The organism is Pseudomonas sp. JUb52 (assembly GCF_004341115.1).
GTDB lineage: Bacteria > Pseudomonadota > Gammaproteobacteria > Pseudomonadales > Pseudomonadaceae > Chryseomonas > Chryseomonas oryzihabitans.
On sequence record NZ_SLYS01000004.1, the window covers coordinates 333,812 to 352,944 of the forward strand.

14 protein-coding genes are annotated in these 19,133 nt (G+C 67.4%); 12 read left to right on the forward strand and 2 right to left on the reverse strand.

Features of this window, described 5'->3' with window-relative positions; all coding sequences use genetic code 11:
* Positions 1–274 precede the first annotated feature (274 nt).
* The 9 genes from EC839_RS09460 (at position 275) to EC839_RS09500 (ending at position 14,703) form a co-directional block, all read left to right on the forward strand.
* Complete coding sequence (locus EC839_RS09460) at positions 275–3,067, forward strand: bifunctional glycoside hydrolase 114/ polysaccharide deacetylase family protein (RefSeq protein ID WP_007161407.1); 2,793 nt, start codon at positions 275–277, stop codon at positions 3,065–3,067.
* Complete coding sequence (locus EC839_RS09465; protein ID WP_039976001.1) at positions 3,048–6,644, forward strand: tetratricopeptide repeat protein; 3,597 nt, start codon at positions 3,048–3,050, stop codon at positions 6,642–6,644. The genes EC839_RS09460 and EC839_RS09465 overlap by 20 nt, the downstream gene beginning before the upstream one ends.
* Positions 6,645–6,666: 22 nt before the next feature.
* Complete coding sequence (locus tag EC839_RS09470) at positions 6,667–7,182, forward strand: penicillin-binding protein activator LpoB (protein WP_132832519.1); 516 nt, start codon at positions 6,667–6,669, stop codon at positions 7,180–7,182.
* The gene (locus tag EC839_RS09475; RefSeq protein ID WP_007161410.1) at positions 7,182–8,555 is read left to right on the forward strand and encodes a PelD GGDEF domain-containing protein; all 1,374 of its coding nucleotides are present in this window, start codon (positions 7,182–7,184) and stop codon (positions 8,553–8,555) included. The genes EC839_RS09470 and EC839_RS09475 overlap by 1 nt, the downstream gene beginning before the upstream one ends.
* Positions 8,533–9,522 carry a hypothetical protein gene (locus EC839_RS09480; protein WP_007161411.1) on the forward strand — a complete coding sequence of 330 codons (990 nt, stop codon included), beginning with the start codon at positions 8,533–8,535 and terminating at the stop codon, positions 9,520–9,522. Before EC839_RS09475 ends, EC839_RS09480 begins: the two co-directional genes overlap by 23 nt.
* The gene (gene pelF, locus EC839_RS09485; protein ID WP_007161412.1) at positions 9,519–11,042 is read left to right on the forward strand and encodes a GT4 family glycosyltransferase PelF; all 1,524 of its coding nucleotides are present in this window, start codon (positions 9,519–9,521) and stop codon (positions 11,040–11,042) included. The genes EC839_RS09480 and pelF overlap by 4 nt, the downstream gene beginning before the upstream one ends.
* Position 11,043: 1 nt before the next feature.
* Positions 11,044–12,414: an exopolysaccharide Pel transporter PelG gene (gene pelG, locus EC839_RS09490; protein ID WP_007161413.1), complete on the forward strand. Its 1,371-nt coding sequence runs from the start codon at positions 11,044–11,046 to the stop codon at positions 12,412–12,414.
* An 80-nt stretch (positions 12,415–12,494) separates the two neighbouring features.
* Positions 12,495–13,106, forward strand: coding sequence for a hypothetical protein (locus EC839_RS09495; RefSeq protein WP_007161414.1), 612 nt, complete (start codon positions 12,495–12,497; stop codon positions 13,104–13,106).
* Between the two features lie 103 nt (positions 13,107–13,209).
* Entirely contained in the window at positions 13,210–14,703 is a 1,494-nt protein-coding gene (locus EC839_RS09500) for an aldehyde dehydrogenase (protein WP_007161415.1), read from the forward strand.
* Positions 14,704–14,751: 48 nt separating this feature from the next.
* Here the strand turns inward: EC839_RS09500 and gmk are convergent, their stop codons facing one another.
* Positions 14,752–15,372 carry a guanylate kinase gene (gene gmk, locus EC839_RS09505; RefSeq protein ID WP_007161416.1) on the reverse strand — a complete coding sequence of 207 codons (621 nt, stop codon included), beginning with the start codon at positions 15,370–15,372 and terminating at the stop codon, positions 14,752–14,754.
* Positions 15,373–15,382: 10 nt separating this feature from the next.
* On the reverse strand, positions 15,383–16,243 hold the full coding sequence (locus EC839_RS09510; RefSeq protein ID WP_007161417.1) for a YicC/YloC family endoribonuclease: 861 nt from the start codon (positions 16,241–16,243) through the stop codon (positions 15,383–15,385).
* A gap of 172 nt (positions 16,244–16,415) precedes the next feature.
* On the opposite strand from EC839_RS09510, the gene rph reads away from it, so the two are divergent.
* The 3 genes from rph (at position 16,416) to EC839_RS09525 (ending at position 19,118) form a co-directional block, all read left to right on the forward strand.
* On the forward strand, positions 16,416–17,138 hold the full coding sequence (gene rph, locus EC839_RS09515) for a ribonuclease PH (protein ID WP_007161418.1): 723 nt from the start codon (positions 16,416–16,418) through the stop codon (positions 17,136–17,138).
* 12 nt (positions 17,139–17,150) lie between these two features.
* The gene (locus EC839_RS09520; RefSeq protein WP_007161419.1) at positions 17,151–17,513 is read left to right on the forward strand and encodes a DUF4870 domain-containing protein; all 363 of its coding nucleotides are present in this window, start codon (positions 17,151–17,153) and stop codon (positions 17,511–17,513) included.
* A 306-nt stretch (positions 17,514–17,819) separates the two neighbouring features.
* Complete coding sequence (locus EC839_RS09525; protein WP_051119474.1) at positions 17,820–19,118, forward strand: hypothetical protein; 1,299 nt, start codon at positions 17,820–17,822, stop codon at positions 19,116–19,118.
* Positions 19,119–19,133: the final 15 nt, after the last annotated feature.

Genomic DNA, 19,133 nt, shown 5'->3' on the forward strand with positions numbered 1-19,133 from the left:
ATGCCGGTTACCGCCGCGCATGACGGCAATTCCCCTGACGTTCTGCTCCACCCCGCCTGCCTTCCCGCGCTATACCTCCCTCGACCCAATGCCTGAAACCCGCCGCCCAGACGCGCTTTCCGGCAGACAATTAATTATTTCGATACCTATCAACCCCTAATTGCTGCCGCTCGGCTTGGCATAGGCAGTTTTTCGTCACGCTTTTGCGTAATGTAGCTAACCTGATACCGAAGTCAGGCACGTTTAAGGACTGGGTGTGGCGTCAGGCAAGGCAATGAGAGCAGGGTCCCGCTTCGGTTGGTGGCGCCGGCTGACGGTATGGCTGCTGGGCTATCTGTCCCTCATGGGAACGGCCCTGGCCGCACCTGCCAGCGTGGCTTTCTGGTACGCGGAAAAGCCGCCGGTGGCCGAACTCGCCCAGTCCGACTGGGTGGTGCTCGAACCTGGCCATGCCAGTGCCGCCGATGTCCGCGCCCTGCACGAAGGCGGGGCCCAGCCCTTCGCCTACTTGTCCATCGGCGAATTCGCTGGCGACGCCGCGGCACTGGAGAAGGCCGGCCTCAGCGCGGGTGCCAGTCCGGTAGCCAACAAGGCCTGGGGCAGCCAGGTGATGAATCTGGCTTCGCCGGTCTGGCGTACCCATCTGTTCGAGCGCGCGGCCCAGCTGGCCAAGGCCGGCTACACCGGCCTGTTCCTCGATACCCTCGACAGCTTCCAGCTGGTGGCCGAAGACCAGCGCGAAACCCAGCGCCTGGCACTGAAGAGCCTGCTGGCCGAGCTGCACCGCCGCCAGCCGGCGCTCAAGCTGTTCTTCAACCGTGGCTTCGAGGTGCAACCGGAATTGCCCGGGGTGGCTGCCGCCATGGCGGTGGAATCCCTCTACGCTGGCTGGGATGCCGGCAAGAAGACCTATCGCCCGGTCAGCGAGCAGGACCGCGAGTGGCTGAAGCCACGGATCGAAGCGGCGCGCAGTGCCGGTATCCCGGTCATCGCCATCGAGTACCTGCCGCCGGAGCAGCGTGAGGAAGCCCGGCGCCTGGCCAAGCGGCTGCGCGACGAAGGCTATGTGCCCTATATCACCACGCCCGATCTCAATACCTTGGGCATCAGCTCGGTGGCCCTGCAGCCACGGCGGCTGGCGCTGCTCTACGACGGCCGCGAAGGCGCCCTGCGCCAGTCGGCGGTGCACCGTTTCCTGGGCAGTGCCCTGGAGTATCAGGGCTATCGCCTGGACTATTTCGATGCCTCCAAGCCGCTGCCCACGGCTTGGCCCAGTGCTCTCTACGCCGGGCTCGTGGTGTGGATGACCAGCGGTCCGCCCCCTCATTCCCGGGAATTCAGCGACTGGATCGGCCAGCGCCTGGACGAAAAGACGCCGCTGCTGATTCTCGGTGGCCTGCCACTGGACAACGAGGCCTTGCTCAAGCGGCTGGGTCTGGGCGTCAGTCGCAAGCCGCTGCCCGACGGCCTGACCCTCAAGGTGCTGGACCCTGCCTTGGCCGGCAACTTCGAAGCACCGGTCAAGTTGCGGACGCGTGACCTGCCCGCCGTGCAGACGCTGCCCGGTGGGCCGACCCCGGTGGTCAGCCTGAGCGGTCCGGGCGGTACCTTCGTGCCCATGGGCGTGGCCTCCTGGGGCGGCTTCGCCTTCGGTCCCTATGTCATGGAAGACGGTCCCGAAGCCAGTCGCTGGATCATCGATCCCTTCGTCTTCACGGCGAAGACGCTGCAACTGCCGCCCATGCCGGTGCCCGATCCGACCACGGAAAACGGTCGCCGCATCGCCACCGTGCACATCGACGGCGACGCCTTCGCTTCCAAGGCGGAGATTCCCGGTGCGCCCTTTTCCGGCCAGGTGGTGCTGGAGCAGTTCATCCAGCCGCATCCCTTTCTGACCTCGGCGTCGATCATCGAAGGCGAGGTCGGCCCCAAGGGCCGCTATCCGGAGCTGACCGCGCAGCTGGAGCCCATCGCCCGTCGCCTGTTCGCCGATCCCAAGGTGGAGGTGGCCACCCACACCTTCAGCCATCCGTTCTTCTGGCAACCGGCGGTGGCCGAACAGAGCGAGAACTTCGAAGCCCAGTACGGCTACATGATGCAGATTCCCGGCTACGACAAGGTGGATTTCACCCGGGAGATCGTGGGTTCGACCCGCTATATCAACGAGCGCCTGACCACCCCGCAAAAGCCGGTGAAGATGGTGTTCTGGTCCGGGGACGCCCAGCCGGATGCCGCCACCCTCAAGCTCGCCTACGACAATGGCCTGCTCAACGTGAACGGCGGCAACTCGCACATCACCCGGTCGCAGCCTTCGGTGAGCGGACTCTATCCCTTCATCCGCCCCACCCCGGGCGGCCTGCAGTTCTATGCGCCCATCATCAACGAGAACGTCTACACCAATCTCTGGCGCGGTCCCTACTACGGCTTTCGCGATCTGCTCTATACCTTCGAACGGACCGAGCACCCCCGGCGTCTGCGCGGCCTGCATCTCTATTACCACTTCTACTCGGGCACCAAGCAGGCGTCACTCAAGGTCATGGAAGAGATCTACCAGGGCATGGCCGCCGAACATCCCATTTCGCTGTGGATGAGCGACTACCTGAGTCGCCTGCGCGGCTTCTATACCGCCAGTCTCGCCCGGGAAGACGGCGGCAGCTGGTCGATCAAGGCCCTCGACGGTCTGCGTACCCTGCGCCTGGATCCGCGCCTGGGTTGGCCGGATCTGCAGCGCTCCAGGGGCATCGCCGGGGTCCGCGACCTGCCGCAGGGTCGTTATGTCCACCTGGCCGGCGCTCAGGCGCGGCTGGTCCTGCGTGACAGCCGCGACCCCACCCCCGCCCTCGAAGAGGCCAATATTCCGCTGCAGCAGTGGGACTACCTGTCGCCGACGCGCATCCGCTTCGCCTTCGCCGGGCAATTTCCGCTAGAGCTGACCCTGCGCGCATCCTCGGCCTGCGAGGTGCGGGTCGGTCGCGAGCGCTACAAGAGCCAGCCGGCTGCGGCCGGACTCCAGACGTTCAAACTTCCGCTAACACGAGTGAGTGACGGTGAGATCGTCTGCGGCTAAGAAAACCCGGCTCCTGAGTGGTTGGACGCTGCTGGGGGTCGCGCTCCTCACCGCACTGGTGCTGGTGCTGACCTTTCATGGCAAGCAGGTCTTCCTGCCCGGCGAGGAACCCGCCGACCAGGTGTCCATCAGCTATGCCCAGGTGCTGCTCAAGGCGACCCCGGACGACACCGGGCTGCGCATGAAGCTGATCGACCAGCTGATCGCCCTCGGGCGCATCGACGAGGCGCGGCGGCAATTGCAGCTGCTGCCGAAACCGCTGGCGTCGACGCCCTTCTATGCCCTGGAGCTGGACATCCTGCAGGCGGAAGCCCAGCCGCAAGGCCTGGCCGATGCCGATCGCGAGCGCCTGGCCCAACAGCTGAGCGCCCTGGACGTGGCGACCCTGAGCACGCCCCAGCTGCAACGGGTGGCCGAGCGCGCCCTGCAACTGGGCGATCCGGCCACGGCGGCACAGCGTTATGTCGAACTGGCCCGCCGCGATCCGCCCCGGCGCCAGCAATGGCTGGAACAGGCGGCGCGCTGGAGCCTGGCCGGCGGCCGGCAGCAGGAGGCCGCGCGTCTCTATCTGCGCCTGGCCGATCTCGCCGATTCGGCCGAACAGCGGCAGGGCTACCGGCACCAGGCCTTCGATGCCTGGCTTGCCGCCGGTCAGGGCGCCGAAGCCGCCGCCCTGCTGGAACAGGAACTGCCGCGGCTGCAAGCCGATGCCAGCGGTCTGGCCTGGCTGCAGGCCGGGGTGGCCGCCGCCCAGGGCAGCGGGCGTCTGGACCTGGCCCAGCGCCTGATCGACCGCTGGCGCGAGTGGCAACCGGACGACCCGGCCGCCCTGGAGGCCGGCTATCGGCTGGCGCTGGGGCGGGGCGACACCGAACGTGCCTGGGAAGAGGGTCATCAGCTGCTGGCGCTGCGTCCGGACGATGAAAAACTGCTCGCGGAACTGGCCCAGCTGGGCGAGTGGACCGGCCATATGGACGAAGCCCTCGACCTCTGGTTGCGCCTGCTGGCGCGCCAGGACGATCCGGAACGGCGCGATCATGCCTGGAAGCTGGCCGCCCGGGCGTTTCGCTTCGATGCCGTGGTCGAGTTGCTGGCCGAGGCGTCGCGGCAACGGCAGCTGGACAAGACCGAACTGGACGCGCTGATCTTCGCCTACGAATCCCTGGGCGATCCCGCCGCCGAGGAACGCTGGCTGCGCGACTACCTGAAGCGTCAGCCGAAGCAGCGCCTGGCCTGGGAGCGGCTGCAGCAGCTGCTGGCCCGTACCGAGCAGGGCGACGCCGAAGCCGCAGGCTGGGCCGCGTTCGGCAAGAGATTCCCGCTGACCAACGCGGAGTATCTGACCTGGGCCGGCACCCTGTGGGAGCTATTCAAGCCCGAAGAGGCCTGGAAGGTGCTCGAGGGCATGCCGGCCAAGCAGCGGCAGGGCGTCGACTACTGGCGGCTGCGGGCAGAGCTGGCCTGGGAACTGGAGCGCGACGGCGAAGCCCAGCTGGCCTTCGAACGCTTGGCCACGATCGACAAGGGCCTGACCGCCAACGACGAGGATCGACTGCTGGCGATCTATCTGCGCACGGCGCCGCGTAAGGCCCTGGCCTTGCTGGAAAAGAGCTGGGAAAAGAGCAAGAACCAGAAACGCCTGACTGACGCCTTGCAGTGGGCCGAACAGCTCAAGGATACGGCGGCGCTGGAGCGGCTGCTGGCCAGTGCCGCGCGCGAGCCGGCTTCAGCCGACAATCCCGCGGTCTGGCTGGCGCGGTCGGGGCTGGACTTCCAGCGCGGGCGCATCGCCCAGGCCGAAGAGGGCTATCGCCAGGCCTTGCAGCGCTTTCCGGATGACGACCGCTTCCGCGAACGGCTGCTGTGGCTACTCATCGACCAGAATCGCCAGACCGAACTGGCCACCCTGCTGCGCGACTGGAAGGGCCGGGCCCGGGACAGCGATGTGCTCTGGCTGCCCTTCGGCAGCGGTCTGGTGCTGCTGGGCCAGGCGGAAGAGGCGCTTGGCTGGTATCGCCGCTACCTGGACGCCCATCCCCAGGACTGGCTGGTGCAGGCCGCCTACGCCGATGCCCTGGACGCCGCCGGTCACCAGGACGCGGCGCTGCGGCTGCGCAAGGCCGTCACGCCGCACCTGGCCAACGACGAGGTGCCGGCCACCCCCGAGCGCTATGCCACCTACCTGCGCCTGCTCTCCAGCCTGCGCGGTCCCCAGGCGGCGCTGGCCCAGGCGCGTGCCTGGCAGGATGGCTCGCCGAGCATGCTGCAACTCTGGTTCGATCAGTGGCTCGACGCCCTCAGCCAGAACAACGACGACGGCCTCAAGGGCGAATGGCTGGCCTGGGCCAAGAGCCGTGGTCTGAAGGTGCGCCAGTACGAGCAGTTGCAGGAAGTCCTGCGCCGGCAGAATCGCGGCGAGCTGGAAAAGCTGCTGGCAGCGGGCGACCTGGATCCGGCGCAGCGCGTCGAGGTGCTGCAGCGCCTCGGCCATGCCGGCGACGCCCAGGCCGCGGCGCTAACGGCCGCCGGTGACGAGCCGCCGGAGGTCATCCAGCGGCAGCTGCTGCGCCAGGCCACCGAGCAGGCCGAGCGCACCCCCAACGGCGTCCAGGCCGGCTGGGAACGCCGCGACTATGGCGGTCTGATCGAACAGGGCACCGAGGTGCGCGCCGCCCGGCGACTCAGCGATGACATCTATGCCGATGTCCAGCTCAAGCAGAATCGCGTGGAGAGCAGCGGCCTCAAGTCCGATGCCCTGGGCAACGAACACCAGATGCTGCTCAAGGTGCTGAAGAACTTGGCCGATGGCGGTCTGGAAACCACCGTCGACGCCAGCCAGCGTTCGGACAGCAATCGCCTGGGCCTGGGCGTCGCCCGCACCTGGCGTATCGATGGCAACACCGAGATCGAGGCGGCCCTGGACTGGCACCGGCAACCCGACGAGAGCGGCTATCTGCGCGCCCTCGGCCGGCGTGACAGCGTCAGCCTGGCCGGGCGCCACAACCTCACGCCACGCGACCAGCTGAGCTGGCGAGCGGCGCACAATCGCTATTCCAGTCGGGACGGCGATGCCCTGGGCAGCGGCTTCGCCTTCAACCTGGAGCTGAGCCACATGATCTTCTTCGAAGGTCCCACCTGGCAGGTGCGCAGCGGCATCACCTACCAGCAGAACAATGCGCGCAGCACCCTGCCCGCCAGCGTCACCCGCTACCTGCAGCCGCTGGCCGGTAGTGGCGAGAACGGCGAGGTCACCGTGGCCGACCTGGAAGCCCTGGGCGGCACCCAACTGTTGCAGGATCGCTATGGCCAGCTCTATGTCGGCAGCAGCTGGCGACGCGGCATTCCCGGTTCGCTCAACCGCACCCATCCCCAATACAGCTGGCTGGTGGACACCCTGGTCGGCTGGCAGTGGACCGAGCGCGAATTCAACTACGGTTTGAATGTCGGCCTGGGCATGGTAGTGCTCGGCGACGACGAACTGGCGTTCACCGCCGGCTACCAGTCCGCGCCCCAGGGCAGCGGCGGTCAGGCCGGCAGCACCCTGGGCATTCAATACAGCAATCGAATCGGTCGCTAGGCCGCTTCAAGGGAGAGACCTCATGAACATCACGCGTCTGCTCGTCGCCAGTGTCGCCACCGTGCTGCTGGCCGGCTGCTCGAGCTTTACCCGACCCAGTGGCGAAGCCCTGCCCAAGGATGCCCGCTGGGGCCTGGTGCCCCTGGCCAACTATGCCCAGGCGCCCATGGCCGGCGATCGCGCGGCGCAGATCCTGGTCAGCGTGCTCGGCGAGCGCGGCATCCGTCCGCAGGTCTATGACGACAGCCAGGGCGGCAATCCCACCGACGACGAGAAGGCCCGCCAGCGCGCGGCCCTGGACTGGGCGCGGCAACAGAATCTGCAATACGTGCTCACCGGCAGTGTCGACGAGTGGCAGTACAAGAACGGCCTGGACGGCGAACCGGCGGTGGGCGTGACCCTGCAGGTCATCGAGCCGGCCAGCGGCCGGGTGGTCTGGAGCAACAGCGGCGCCCGCTCCGGCTGGTCGCGCGAGAGCCTGGCCGCCACCGCGCAAAAGGTCCTGCGCGGTACCACGCAAGAACTGCAGCTGCGCTGATGGCCCTGCAATCCGTCCACAAGGACTACACCCTGGCGCCCCGCGCCAGTGGCCGCCTGTCCTGGCTGGAAACCCTGCTGGTCACGGCGGCCGCCCTGGGGCTGGGTTTCTGGCTGGTGCCGGAAGATCCCCTGATGGTCGGCCTGGCCTTTCCCTGGGTGGTGTTCGCGCCCATCCTCATGGGCGTGCGCTATGGCTTCATGCGCGGCCTGGTGAGTGCCAGCCTCTTGGTTGTGGCCCTGCTCTATCTGCACCGCCAGGGCTATCCGGCCTACGAGGAGATCCCGCCGTCCTTTATCGTCGGCGTGTTGCTCTGCGCCATGCTGGTAGGCGAATTCCGCGACCTCTGGGATCGGCGCCTGGAACGGCTGGACCTGGCCAACGACTATCGCCAGCTACGGCTGGATGAATTCACGCGCGCCCACCACCTGCTGCGCATCTCCCACGATCGCCTGGAGCAGCGCGTCGCCGGCAACGATCTCAGCCTGCGCAGCTCCCTGCTGGACCTGCGTCGCCAGCTGCGCGAGGTGCCGCGCGAGCAGGATGCCCTGCAGGCTCTGGCCGAACCCATCGTCGGTCTGCTGACCCAGTACGGTTCGCTGCGGGTAGCGGGGCTGTACCGGGTCGACGGCAACGGCCGGGTGGATCGTCGCGCCCTCGCCAGCCAGGGCGAGATGCCCGGCATAGATCCCGACGACCTGTTGGTGCGCCTGACCCTGGAGCGCGGCGAGACCCTGAGCATCCGCCAGGCGCTGCTGGAGCGCGGCGAAACCCAGCACTCGGCGTTGCAGGCCTGCGTGCCCCTGCTCGATACCGAGGAACGACTGCTGGCGGTGCTGGCCATCGAGCAGATGCCGTTCTTTTCCTTCAACGAACGCACCCTCAATCTGCTGACCATCCTCGCCGGCCACATCGCGGACCTGCTGGGCAGCGATCCCCAGGCGCTGGCCCTGGCCGACGATGACGCCCAGCAATTCTCCCAGCACCTCAAGCGCTCGCTGCGCGACGCCCAGCAGCACGCCCTGCCCGCCTGTCTGTTCTGCTTCGAGATGACCGAGGCCGACGGTGGCGAACGCGCCCTGGCGCTGCTGGAAGGCAGTCGCCGCGGTCTCGACCTGCAACTGCGCCTGACCAATCAGGCCGGTCACCCCTGCCTGCTGGTCCTGCTGCCGCTGACCTCCTCCGACGGCCTGGAAGGCTATCGCCGCCGGCTGCGCCAGCTGCTGGCCGAGCGCCATGGCCAGGACAGCACCCTGGAAAGCCTGGGCGTGCGCAGCCATGAGCACGAGCTGCTGCCCAAGACCCGCGCCCAGGAGCTGCGCGTCTTCCTGTTCAACGAGTGTGGCCTACATGAACAGCAAGTGGCTGTTTAGCGGCGCCTTCGCCTTCGAGGCCAGCAGCTGGACGCTGCTGTTTGCCAACCTGCCGGTGGCGGCGGCGGCCCTGGCCTTCGCCGCCGCCCATGCCGCCGGCAGCGCCCTGCTGGCAGGGGGCGCCTGGCTGCTGCTGCCCCGGCGCTACCAGCGCCCACTGCCCTGGAGTCCGCTGTTTCTCTTTGCCCTGGCCTTCTTCATTCCGCTGCTGGGCGCAGCCGGGGTGATCGCCGCGGTGTTTCCAGCGCTCTATCTGCCGCGCAAACATCGCGAGATCGCCTGGGAGGCGCGCAGCGTGCCCAATCTGCCGTTCCGCCCGCTGGAACGGCGCGAGGAGATGCTGTTCAGCGACGGCGGCCTGCAGGACGTCCTGCGCCACGCGCCCAGCACCGACAAGCGCCTGACCGCACTCTTCGCCACCCGCCGCATGCCCGGACGCGACGCCATCCCCATCCTCAAGCTGGCCCTGCGCGATCCGGCCGACGACGTGCGGCTGCTCGCCTATTCGATGCTCGACCAGCAGGAAAGCCAGATCAACCAGCGCATCGAGACCCAGCTCGGCGAACTGGCCAGCACCCCCGCCGAGCGCCAGCCGGCGCTGCACGGCACCCTGGCCCGCGGCTACTGGGAGCTGGCCTATCTGGGTCTGGCCCAGGGCAGCGTCCTGCGTCACGTGCTCGGCCAGGCCCGCGAACACATCGAGCTAGCCCTGGCCGGGGAAGAAAACGAAGAATTGCGCATCCTCGCCGGCCGCATCGCCCTGGAGCAGGGCGAGCCCGAGCGCGCCCTGGAATTCTTTCAGGCCGCGGAAGCGGCGGGCGTACCCCTGGCGCAACTGGCGCCCTTTCGCGCCGAAATCGCCTTTCTGCGCCGCGATTACGCGGTCATCCCGGCGCTGCTCGACAGCCTGCCGGCGGATCTGAAGAAGCGGCCGCCGTTCGCCGCCCTGGTGAAGTACTGGTTATGAAAGACGCCCCCGCCGCGACCGTCACCCCCGATGTCTGCCTGCTCTTGGAGGGCACCTGGCCCTATGTGCGCGGCGGGGTGTCGAGCTGGGTCAACCAGTTGATCCTCGGCCTGCCGGAGCTGACCTTCTCGGTGTTCTTCATCGGCGGCCAGCGCGAGAACTACGAGAAGCGCCACTACGCCATCCCGCCCAACGTGGTGCACATCGAGGAACACTTTCTCGCCGGGTCCTGGGTGCCCAAGGCGGCGCCCATCAGTCCAAGACGCCAGGCGCCGGTGCAGCTGCTGCGCGACCTGCACGCCTTCCTGCACCACCCCGACGAACCCAGCGCCGCCCAGGGCGATGCCCTGGTGGACGCCTTCGCCCAGGGCAGCGTGACCCTGGACGACTTCATGTACAGCCGCGCCAGCTGGGAGGCCATCACCGAGGGCTACGAGCGCTATTGCACCGATCCCTCCTTCGTCGACTACCTCTGGACCCTGCGCGCCATGCAGGCGCCCTTGCTGATGCTGGCCGAGGCCGCGCGCCGCCTGCCGCGTCCGCGGATGATCCACTCCATCTCCACCGGTTACGCCGGCATGCTCGGCGCCATCCTGCAGCGGCGCTGGGGCTGCAACTTCCTGCTCAGCGAGCACGGCATCTACACCAAGGAACGCAAGATCGACCTGGCCCAGGCCAAGTGGATCGCCGAAGGGCCCGATGAAGCCCTGCGTACTGGCCTGGACGTGGACGTCAGCTACATCCGCCGGCTGTGGATCCGCTTCTTCGAGCGTATCGGCCTGCTCACCTACAAGGCCGCCGATCCGATCATCTCGCTCTATGACGGCAACCGCCGCCGGCAGATCCAGGACGGCGCCGATCCCGCGCGCTGCCGGGTGATCCCCAACGGCATCAGCCTCACCCAGTGGCAGGACGCCCTGGAGCGCCGCCCGGAAGGGGTGCCGCCGGTGGTCGGGCTGCTCGGCCGGGTGGTGCCGATCAAGGACGTCAAGACCTTCATCCGCGCCATGCGCGGGGTGATCAGCGCCATGCCCGAGGCCGAGGCCTGGGTGGTCGGCCCGGAAGACGAAGACGAGGAATACGCCGCCGAATGCCACAGCCTGGTCACCAGCCTGGGCCTGGAGGGCAAGGTGAAATTCCTCGGCTTCCAGAAGATCGGCGACATCCTGCCCAAGCTCGGCCTCATGGTGCTGACCTCCATCAGCGAGGCCCAGCCGCTGGTGATCCTCGAAGGCTGGGCCGCCGGGGTGCCGGTGGTGAGCAGCGACGTGGGCTCCTGCCGCGAGCTGATCGAGGGTTCTATCCCCGAGGACCGCGCCCTGGGCACCGGCGGCAGCGTGGTCGCCATCGCCGATCCCCAGGCCACCGCCCGCGCCATCCTCGCCCTGCTGCGCAATCCCGGTCGCTGGCAGGCCGCGCAGCGCACCGGCCTCGCCCGGGTCAATCGCTACTACACCGAGCCGCTGATGCTGGAACGCTATCGCGAGCTCTACCAGGACGCCATCGGGAGGGTCGTCTGACATGGCCGGCATCGGCTTCGAACTGCGCAAGATCCTCGCGCGCGACTCCTACACCGCCACCCTGCGCGCCTATGTCTATGCCGGCCTGATCAGTTCCGGCCCCTGGGTACTATCGATCATCAGCGTCATGCTGATCGGCGTGCTGGCCACCGGCATCGTCACCCCCAGCGTGCTGATCCGCCAGTTCCTGGTCACGGTGACCTACCTCATGGCCAGCTCGCTGATCCTCACCGGCGGCCTGCAGCTGTATTTCACCCGCTTCGTCTCGGACCGGCTGTTCGAGGAGAAACAGACCAGCATCCTGCCCAATCTGGTGGGCATCCTGCTCCTGGTGACCCTGGTCGCCGGCGGCCTGGGCTTCTTGCTGCTGGCCACCCTGTTCGACCAGCCCTTCGCCTACCGGCTGCTGGTGCTGGCCAACTTCGTCACCCTCTGCGATCTCTGGCTGGTGATCATCTTCCTGTCGGGGATGAAGGCCTACAACCGCATCCTGGTGGTGATGACGCTGGGCTACGCCATCATGATCGCCGCCGCCTTCGTGCTGCGCTTCCTCGGCATGGACGGCCTGCTGATGGCGCTGCTGCTGGGCCACGCCGCCCTGCTGTTCATGTTTCTCTACGACATCATCCGCGAATACCCGGCCGAGCGTCTGGTGGCCTTCGACTTCCTCGACCGCAAGCAGATCTTCATCAGCCTGCTGGTCACCGGGCTGTTCTACAACCTGGGCATCTGGGTCGACAAATTCGTCTTCTGGTTCAATCCGCTGACCTCCGATGCCGTCATCGGTCCGCTGCGCGCCTCCATCCTCTACGACCTGCCGATCTTTCTCGCCTACCTGGCCATCATCCCCGGCATGGCGGTGTTCCTGGTGCGCATCGAGACCGACTTCGCCGAGTGGTACGAGCGGGTGTTCAATGCCGTGCGCGGCGGTGAGACCCTGCAGCACATCAGCCAGCTCAAGGAGCAGATGATCCTGGCCATCCGCCAGGGGCTGCTGGAGATCTGCAAGGTCCAGGGCCTGACCCTGGTGCTGGTGTTCCTCCTGGCGCCCCAGTTGCTGGCCTGGCTCGGCATGTCGCACTACTACCTGCCACTGTTCTACATCGACGTGGTGGGGGTGAGCATCCAGGTGGTGTTCATGGCGCTGCTCAACGTCTTCTTCTACCTGGACCGGCGCGACACCGTGCTGATGCTCTGCACCCTGTTTCTCGGCCTCAACCTGGCGCTGACCCTGCTCAGCATCGAGCTGGGTCCGAGCTTCTTCGGCTACGGCTTCACCGTCTCCCTGGCCTGTTGCGTGCTGCTGGGTCTGCACCGCCTGGACCGGGTGCTGGACGACCTGGAATACGACACCTTCATGCTCCGGCACTGAAGGCCGCCGGCACCGGACGAACGGTGTGACCCGCTCCCTCTGGAGGCGTCCAACACAGCTCATCCCTGCAGGACCCTGCCATGAATACCGCCGCCTTGCGCCTCGTGATCCAGACCACCCAGGGGCGCGCTCGGGACAGTGGCGAGGCCAGCCGTACCTTTGCCGACCAGGCGGCGCGTACCGCCAGCGCCGACGCCACCCGCGGGCCGGCCCTGGAGCGCTTCGCCAGTGCCTATGTCGACAAGGTGCCCGATGCCCTCGAGGCCCTGCTGCTGCAGGCGCGGGCGGTGGCCTTCGAGGCGCCCCTGACCGGGGTGCTGGAACGCGCCCTGGCCGGCTTCGCCCCGGCGGCGCTGGCCCAGGCACCCTCGGCCAGCCTGGCCCTGCTGGCCGCGGCCTATCGCCTCCATCGCCTGCTCGAAGGCCTGCAGGAGCGCCTGGCCGCCTGGTGGGGCGACACCCGCGCGCCGGCGGCGCCCAGCCTGGGCAATCTCATCGCCCACCAGGTACTGGGCCAGCTCACCGTCGCCGCCCTGGAAGACGCCGTGGAGGGCTGGCTGGATGACCTGGACGCCAGCGTCGAGGCGCCGCTCACCCAGCAGTGCTTCCAGCCGCGGCAACGGCGTGGCGCCCTGACCACGGCTCGCCCGGCCCTGACCCTGAGTCGTCAACGCCAGCGCAGCGTTCGATAAAACGCACGTTTCGGCGCCTTTGGCGGCCGAGTGTCAAATATATTGATAACCCTTCCGGGCCGGTTTAGGGTGGCTGCTCACCGCCATTAGCGAGGAGTCACCCATGAGCTTGCCCAGCCGCGCCGAGTGGGAGCAGCGCTTCCAAGGTCTCACCCTGGAAGGTCGCGCCTTCATTGACGGCGCCTATGTCGACGCCACCGCCGGCGCCACCTTCGACTGCCTGAGTCCGGTGGACGGACGTTTCCTCGCCAAGGTCGCCAGCTGTGACGCCGCCGATGCCGACCTGGCCGTGGCCGCCGCCCGCGCCGCCTTCCAGAAGGGTACCTGGGCGCACCTGGCGCCGGCCCAGCGCAAGCGTGTGCTGATCCGCTTCGCCGACCTGCTGCTGGCCAACGCCGAAGAGCTGGCGCTGCTGGAAACCCTGGACATGGGCAAGCCCATCGCCGACTCCCTCACCATCGACGTGCCGGCCTCGGCCAACGCCATCCGCTGGAGCGCCGAGGCCATCGACAAGCTCTACGACGAGGTCGCGCCCACGCCCCATGACCAGCTCGGCCTGGTCACCCGCGAGCCGGTCGGCGTGGTCGCCGCCGTGGTGCCCTGGAATTTCCCGTTGATGATGGCCTGCTGGAAACTCGGCCCGGCGCTCGCCACCGGCAACTCGGTGGTGCTCAAGCCCTCGGAGAAGTCGCCGCTGACGGCCATCCGCGTCGCCCAGCTGGCCCAGCAGGCGGGTATCCCGGCCGGGGTGTTCAACGTGCTGCCGGGTTACGGCCATACCGTCGGCAAGGCCCTGGGCCTGCACGCGGACGTCGACACCATCGTCTTCACCGGTTCCACCCGGGTCGCCAAGCAGCTGCTGGCCTATTCCGGCGAATCCAACATGAAGCGTGTCTGGCTGGAGGCGGGAGGCAAGAGCCCCAACATCGTCTTCGCCGACGCCCCCGACCTCAAGGACGCCGCCGCGGCGGCCGCCAGCGGCATCGCCTTCAACCAGGGCGAGGTCTGCACCGCCGGCTCGCGCCTGCTGGTGGAGCGCTCCATCAAGGATGAATTCCTGCCGCTGGTGGTCGAGGCCCTCAAGGGTTGGAAGCCCGGTCATGCACTGGACCCCGAGACCAACGTCGGCGCCTTGGTGGACACTACCCAGCTGGACACCGTGCTGCGCTACATCGAAGCCGGTCATGCCGAAGGCGCCACCCTGGTGGCCGGTGGCAAGCGCACCCTAGAAGAGACCGGTGGCGTCTATGTCGAGCCGACCATCTTCGACGGCGTGAGCAATGCCATGAAGATCGCCCAGGAAGAGATCTTTGGCCCGGTACTCTCGGTGATCACCTTCGACACCGCCGAGGAAGCCGTGCAGATCGCCAACGACACCCAGTACGGCCTGGCCGCCGCGGTCTGGACCCGCGACATCTCCAAGGCCCACAAGACCGCCCGTGCCCTGCGCGCCGGCAGCGTCTGGGTCAACCAGTACGACGGCGGCGACATGACCGCACCCTTCGGCGGCTTCAAGCAATCCGGCAACGGTCGCGACAAGTCGCTGCACGCCTTCGACAAGTACACCGAGCTCAAGGCGACCTGGATCAAGCTGTAAGGCGATGCCTTCCTGGCGGTGCCCGGCAGGCACCGCCAACCCTCACACTCAGCCCAGCAGATCCACCAGCAGGTCGTCGTGGCGGCGTTGCTGGCGATCCAGACGCAGCTGGCGGGTGCGGAAGATCGACTTAAGGTCTTCCAGGGCGCTGGCGAAATCGTCGTTGATGATCAGATAGTCATACTCGACATAGTGACTCATCTCGCTCACCGCCTCGCGCATGCGGCGTTCGATGATCTCGGCGCTGTCCTGGCCGCGATTGTCCAGACGCTGGCGCAAGGCGGCCTGGCTCGGCGGCAGGATAAAGATCGATTGGGCATGAGGCAGCTTGCGGCGCACCTGCTGCGCGCCCTGCCAGTCGATTTCCAGGATCAGGTCGTGGCCTTCGGCGAGGGTGCGCTCCAGGGCGGCCTGGGAGGTGCCGTAGTAGTTGCCGAACACCTCGGCGTGCTCGAGGAAGTCGCCGTGTTCGAGCAGGTTGGTAAAGGTCGCGCAATCGACGAAGTGGTAGTTCACCCCGTCGGCTTCACCCGGGCGCATGGCGCGGGTGGTGTGGGAGACCGACACGCGGATGTCGGGCAGGGCATCCAGCAGGGCCTTGACCAGGCTGGTCTTGCCGGCGCCGGAAGGCGCGGAAACGATGTAGAGGGTGCCGGGAAGGGCTGTCATGAAGGTCCGCCTATTCGATGTTCTGCACTTGCTCACGCATCTGTTCGATGAGCACCTTGAGATTGATGGCCGCCTGGGAGGCCCGGGCGTCGATGGCCTTGGAACCCAGGGTATTGGCCTCGCGATTGAGTTCCTGCATGAGGAAATCCAGCCGCCGGCCGGCCGCGCCGCTGCCCGCCAGGACCCGCCGCACCTCGGCCACATGAGTCTCCAGACGATCCAGCTCTTCGGCCACGTCGCTCTTCTGCGCCAGCAGCACCAGTTCCTGCTCCAGCCGCGCCGGTTCGAACTCGACGCCCGCCTCGGCGCAGCGCTCGAGGATACGGCGCCGTTGCAGGGCCAGCAGCTCGGGCAGCAGCGCGCGCAGGGTCGCCACCTCCGCCAGCACCTGGTCCAGGCGTTCCTCGATCAGTCGCGCCAGTTCGCGGCCCTCGCGCTGCCGGCCGTCGAGCAATTCATCCAGCGCCGCCTCGAACAGCGCCAGGGTCTGGGCCTTGAGTTCGGCGCCATCCACCTCGGCGCCCGCCAGCACCCCGGGCCAGGCCAGCACGGCCAGGGGATCGAGCTTGGCCGGGCGCGCGATCAGCGCGGCGACGTCTTCGGCGGCGGCCACCAGCTGCGCGGCGCGGCGGGCATCGACGCGCAGGGCCACGCTCTCGTCACGCTCCTCGCGCAGCACGCACTCCAGCTTGCCCCGCGAGAGGCGCCGGCGCAGCGCTTCGCGCACGCCGGACTCCAGATCGCGAAAGGTCTCCGGCAGCCGCAGGTGGGGCTCCAGATAGCGGTGATTGACCGAGCGCAACTCCCAGCTCAGGGTGCCCTGGGGCCCCGGCCGCTCGACCCGGGCGAACGCCGTCATGCTGTGCACCATGGCAGGATCCTCGTCTGACGATGCGTGGATCTGGGGCGATCCCGAGCGACCACGCATGTAAAACGCACGATTCTAGCGCACCTGATCGGAGCGACCCAATGCATCCGTGTCGCATGAGCCGGACGCTCCCTATACTATGGACCTGATATCTACGCCTTACAGGAAGCCCGCAATGAAGCGTCCCAGTGGCCGCGCCGCCGATCAGCTGCGCCCCATCCGCATCACCCGTCAGTACACCAAGCACGCCGAGGGTTCGGTCCTGGTGGAATTCGGCGATACCAAGGTGATCTGCACCGCCAGCGTCGAGGCCGGGGTGCCGCGCTTTCTCAAGGGCAAGGGCCAGGGCTGGCTCACCGCCGAGTACGGCATGCTGCCGCGCGCAACCGGCGAGCGGAACCAGCGGGAAGCCGCCAAGGGCAAGCAGGGCGGTCGGACCCTGGAGATCCAGCGGCTGATCGGTCGTTCGCTGCGCGCCGCCGTCGACCTGTCCAAGCTGGGCGAGAACACCATCTATATCGACTGCGACGTGATCCAGGCCGACGGCGGTACCCGCACCGCCTCGGTGACCGGTGCCTGCGTGGCTCTGGTCGATGCCCTGGGCGCGCTCAAGCGCCGCGGCAACCTCAAGGGCAATCCGCTCAAGCAGATGGTGGCCGCCATCTCCGTGGGCATCTACCAGGGCACCCCGGTGCTCGACTTGGACTACCTGGAAGACTCCGCCGCCGAGACCGATCTCAACGTGATCATGACCGGCGCCGGTGGCTTCATCGAGGTGCAGGGCACCGCCGAAGGCGCGCCCTTCCAGCCGGCCGAACTCAACGCCATGCTCGAACTGGCCCAGGGTGGCCTGCGCGACCTGTTCGAGCTCCAGCAAGCCGCCCTGCGCGGCGAGTAAGGAAGCCCGCTCATGCACGATCTCGTCCCCGCCCCCAGCGCCGAAGCCCGGCGCTGGGCCATGCTCTGCCACTACGCCGCCTTCCTGGGCTTCGTGGTGCCCTTCATCGGCAACGTCATAGGTCCGCTGGTGGTCTGGCAGTTCAAGCGCGAGGACGACCCCTTCATCGACCGCCAGGGCAAGGAGGCGTTGAACTTCCAGCTCACCGTCACCCTGCTGCACATGATCTGCTGGCTGCTGGTGTGGGTGCTGATCGGCTTTCCGCTGATGCTGCTGGTGGCCTGCGTGGCCTTCGTGCTGACGGTGATCGCCGGCATCAAGGCCAACCAGGGCCGCGATTACCGCTATCCCCTGACCTGGCGGATGGTGAAATAGCGGGCTTTTTGTGGCCTGCTTCTGATATCCGCGTTGAGGATTTCCGGTCGGCCCGGCGTCGTTTGACAGGCGCCGCAAGCCCTCCGCTATCATCCTTCGCGTCGTACTTTTTCCACCTATCGCCCGTGGCCGTTTCTGACCGCCATGGGCGGTAGCGTGCCTGCCTTTCGCTTGCAGACCTCATCCAGCCCAGGGACAACGCCAAGGTGGCGAGCCCTCGCGCTGGTTATCGCTTTCGCGCCTTTCACGTCAGCGCAGCGGCCGCCCAAGGCCCGCTGCCTCGGCATCAACCCAGGGATGATGATCATGTCGGCCGTAGTCGCCCCCCCGCAATCGGCGTTCCAGCAGGCTTTGTCCTGGCGCTATTCGACCCTCGCGGTCTGGACCGCCATCTCGCTGCTGTTCGTCGAAACCTTTTCCGGCGCCCTGCGCTACTACCTCGACATGGCCGGCGCCTCGGCGCTGATCTACCTGCCCAAGATCGCCTGCCTGGCGCTCTTCGCCCTGCAACTGGCCACCGCCAAGCTACCGCGCATCCTCTGGGTGGCCCTGCTCAGCATCCCGGCCTATGCGGCCCTGGCGTTGCTGCATGGCGCCAGCATCAACAACGTCTTCTTCTCGCTGTTCGTCTACAGCCCACTGCTGTTCGGCCTGCTCTGCGGCCGCGAGCTGCTGGAGCAGCGACGCCTGCTCGGTCGGATGGTGCTGGGTCTGCTGATCGCCTCGCTCATCGGCATCCTGCTGGACAAGTACACCTCCGTCCCCTGGAAGGGCTACAGCTACACCCTGGGTGGCAACGACATCGCCGGCAACACCAACTGGATGGCCGGCGAGGCCGACCGCATCGCCGGTTTCGCCCGCGTGTCCAACGTCCTGGCCGCCCTGATCGCCGTCTACTGCCTCTATCTCTCCTATTTCGCGCGCTCCTACACGCTCTGGCTGCTGATGGCCCTGACCGGCCTGTTCGGCATCCTGCTGACCACCAGCAAGGCCCCGGCTGCGGCCTTCGCCTTCACCCTGATACTGATGCTGGGCCGGCGCTTCCAGTGGTCCACCTACCTGCTGTTGCTGCTCGGCGTGGTGGGCGGCCTGCTGCTGCCGATCCTGAGCCTGATCCGCGACTTCGATCCCCATGTGGTCACCAGCGACAGCGGCCTGGCCTCCTTCTACGACCGCCTGGTCAACACCTGGCCCAACGTGGTCGAGGTCATGAGCGAACCCGGCTGGACCCTGACCGGCGCCGGCTTCGGCATGTTCGGCAGCACCATGGCCGCCTTCCCGGTGCCGGGCCTGGACCTGATGGTCAACTGCGACAGCAGCGTGGTCTATCTGTGGTGCGTGTTCGGCGTGATCGGCATCGCTCTATACTGCCTGCAGCTGCCGCTGTTCATCCGTCTGTACCTCAATCGCGACCGTGAAAGCCACACTCTGCTGGCCATCGCCTTCTGTCTCTGCCTGATCGGCTGGACCACCGACCTCTTCGAGATCGGCGTGGCCAACCTGTTCATCGGCATCACCCTGGGCTATCTGCTGCTCAAGCCCAAGACCGACCCCGGCCTGCACCTGGTCCGCCCGGCACCGGAAACCCTGGCCCCCCACGCCTAGCCCGACGCCTCCTTC

Excerpts from the sequence above, each read along its gene's own strand:
- EC839_RS09480 (WP_007161411.1), top strand. The coding sequence starts at position 8,533 with ATGAACAGCAAGTGGCTGTTTAGCGGCGCCTTCGCCTTCGAGGCCAGC.
- EC839_RS09510 (WP_007161417.1), bottom strand. The coding sequence starts at position 16,243 with ATGGTGCACAGCATGACGGCGTTCGCCCGGGTCGAGCGGCCGGGGCCC.
- gmk (WP_007161416.1), bottom strand. The coding sequence starts at position 15,372 with ATGACAGCCCTTCCCGGCACCCTCTACATCGTTTCCGCGCCTTCCGGC.
- rph (WP_007161418.1), top strand. The coding sequence starts at position 16,416 with ATGAAGCGTCCCAGTGGCCGCGCCGCCGATCAGCTGCGCCCCATCCGC.
- EC839_RS09500 (WP_007161415.1), top strand. The coding sequence starts at position 13,210 with ATGAGCTTGCCCAGCCGCGCCGAGTGGGAGCAGCGCTTCCAAGGTCTC.
- pelF (WP_007161412.1), top strand. The coding sequence starts at position 9,519 with ATGAAAGACGCCCCCGCCGCGACCGTCACCCCCGATGTCTGCCTGCTC.
- EC839_RS09495 (WP_007161414.1), top strand. The coding sequence starts at position 12,495 with ATGAATACCGCCGCCTTGCGCCTCGTGATCCAGACCACCCAGGGGCGC.
- EC839_RS09520 (WP_007161419.1), top strand. The coding sequence starts at position 17,151 with ATGCACGATCTCGTCCCCGCCCCCAGCGCCGAAGCCCGGCGCTGGGCC.
- EC839_RS09470 (WP_132832519.1), top strand. The coding sequence starts at position 6,667 with ATGAACATCACGCGTCTGCTCGTCGCCAGTGTCGCCACCGTGCTGCTG.
- EC839_RS09460 (WP_007161407.1), top strand. The coding sequence starts at position 275 with ATGAGAGCAGGGTCCCGCTTCGGTTGGTGGCGCCGGCTGACGGTATGG.
- pelG (WP_007161413.1), top strand. The coding sequence starts at position 11,044 with ATGGCCGGCATCGGCTTCGAACTGCGCAAGATCCTCGCGCGCGACTCC.
- EC839_RS09475 (WP_007161410.1), top strand. The coding sequence starts at position 7,182 with ATGGCCCTGCAATCCGTCCACAAGGACTACACCCTGGCGCCCCGCGCC.
- EC839_RS09525 (WP_051119474.1), top strand. The coding sequence starts at position 17,820 with ATGTCGGCCGTAGTCGCCCCCCCGCAATCGGCGTTCCAGCAGGCTTTG.